The 1,951-nt window shown below is 68.0% G+C and carries 3 protein-coding genes and 1 tRNA gene; 1 reads left to right on the plus strand and 3 read right to left on the minus strand.

Features of this window, described 5'->3' with window-relative positions:
- Positions 1 to 607: response regulator transcription factor (locus AC2VOP_RS16620; protein WP_486961995.1), on the minus strand; the 607-nt coding region annotated here is incomplete at its 3' end.
- 126 nt (positions 608 to 733) lie between these two features.
- Between AC2VOP_RS16620 and AC2VOP_RS16625 the strand changes: the two genes are divergently transcribed.
- The gene (locus AC2VOP_RS16625; protein ID WP_486961996.1) at positions 734 to 1,453 is read left to right on the plus strand and encodes a hypothetical protein; all 720 of its coding nucleotides are present in this window, start codon (positions 734 to 736) and stop codon (positions 1,451 to 1,453) included.
- A gap of 65 nt (positions 1,454 to 1,518) precedes the next feature.
- On the opposite strand, the gene AC2VOP_RS16630 is transcribed toward AC2VOP_RS16625, so the two are convergent.
- Together AC2VOP_RS16630 and AC2VOP_RS16635 are read right to left on the minus strand one after the other, a co-directional pair.
- Positions 1,519 to 1,594 (minus strand) — tRNA-Thr (locus tag AC2VOP_RS16630).
- A 139-nt stretch (positions 1,595 to 1,733) separates the two neighbouring features.
- The coding region (locus AC2VOP_RS16635) for a hypothetical protein (protein WP_486961997.1) at positions 1,734 to 1,951 on the minus strand (218 nt) is incomplete at its 5' end.

Genomic DNA, 1,951 nt, shown 5'->3' on the forward strand with positions numbered 1-1,951 from the left:
CGTCGCCGCCGAAGTCGTAGCGCCACACGTGATCGAGGATTTTCGGTTTGCTGAGCACCGTGCCGGCGTTGATCACGAAGTAGCGCAGCAGGGTGAACTCGGTGGGCGACAACGACACCGGCTCACCGGCCTTCCACACCTCGTGGGTGTCCTCGTCGAGTTCGATGTCGGCGAAGACCAACCGTGCGTTGTGCTCCTCCCGGACGCCTTTGCCGGCGCGGCGCAGGATGACCCGCAGCCTGGCAACCACCTCTTCCAGACTGAACGGTTTGGTCACATAGTCGTCGCCGCCGAGGGTCAGTCCGGTGATCTTGTCCTGCAACGAGCCCCGCGCGGTCAGAAACAGCGCGGGTGCGTCGACCCCGTCGGCGCGCAGCCGGCGCAGCACTCCGAAGCCGTCCATTCCCGGCATCATCACGTCCAGGATCACCGCGTCCGGCCGAACCTCACGCGCGCGATCCAGCGCCGCGGGCCCGGTTGCCGCGGTGTGGACCTCGAAGCCCTGGAATTTGAGGCTGACCGACAGAAGCTCGACGATGTTCGGCTCGTCGTCGATGACGAGGATACAAGCCTCCGGGGTGGTATCAGGCCCGGCTGGTGCTGCCATAACGTCCATTCCCCCTCATTCGATTGAACAGCACCTGGAAGGTGGCTGTGTATATACTGTCAATCTATGCCTGCGCGGCGGTCGATACCACCAGTGCGGTCGCCAGGTCACCCATAGACTGGCGGCATGGGTCTGGCCAAGCAGCTGGTCGCGGTGGCTGCTGTGGCAAAAGCACCCGCCCGGATCGGCCTCGCGGCCGCCGACGCCGCACTCGACGTTGCCGCAACCGCCCTCGGGTTGGCGAAGCGAACCGTGGGCCAGGTCGGCGGGGCGCCACCCCGCAATCCCATGGCGCAGGTGCTGGGCCTGGACGAGACGATCGCCCGCGCAAATCAGCTGGCCAAGCTGCTCGACGACGACGCGCCGCTGGGGCGCGCGCTGGCAACCGACGGCCCGGTCGACCGGCTGCTGCGCCCGGGCGGCCTGGTCGACCAGCTGACCGGGCCCGGCGGAGTGCTCGACCGGCTGACCGCCGAAGGCGGCGGGTTGCAGCGGGCACTTCAGCCCGGCGGACTGGTCGATCAGCTGGTTGCCGAGGATGGGTTGATCGAGCGGGTGCTCGCCGAGGACGGGCTGGCCGAGCGGCTGCTCGCCGAGGGCGGGCTGATCGACCGGCTGACGGCCCGGAATGGGCCGCTGGAGCAGCTCGCCAACGTCGCGGACACCCTGAGCCGATTGGTACCGGGGATGGAGGCGCTGGAGCCGGCCATCGAGACCCTGCAGGACGCGGTGGTGGCGCTGACGTTGGTGGTCAACCCCCTGAGCAACATCGCCGAGCGCATCCCGCTGTTGCCGCGCCGCACCCGCCGGCCGGTGCGGTCCCAACGGGTTGTCGACCCGGAATGAGGCCTCACCACGTCCGCCCAGCGTGAAGGTAGCTTCACGACGCTATCCCTCAGTTCCGACAGGAATGGAGCCGCGTGAGAGACTCGAACTCTCGCCATTCGCCTTACAAGGGCGACGCTCTACCAACTGAGCTAACGCGGCCGGGGTCGGCTCGATGAGGCATGGCGATTGTACGACGGGGTGATGCCGTCCGAGCTGCCCACACCCGCCGATTCGCGCCGGCGGCGCTGGAGACCACCGGTCGTGGTTGTCCTCCGCGGGCTTTCGCCCGTGCCGACGGTTATCGGGTGAGGATCGGGACGAGCCCGGTGGCGAAGACCAGGTAGAGAAGTGCCGCCGCGGCCAGCCGCGTGGGGGTGAGTTTGTGTGTGCGCAGCGCGCCCAGCAGGTAACCGATCGCGATCATGGTTACCACGCCAGACCACAGCAGGGCGTGGTCGAAGCGCCAGTCGGTGAACAGCAGACCCAGGCCGCTGGGCACGGTTGCCTGGATCATCA

Source organism: Mycobacterium sp. TH-M106, assembly GCF_057473765.1.

What these genes read in the sequence shown, in the direction of transcription:
- AC2VOP_RS16625 (WP_486961996.1), top strand. Translation starts at nt 734, where the DNA reads ATGGGTCTGGCCAAGCAGCTGGTCGCGGTGGCTGCTGTGGCAAAAGCA.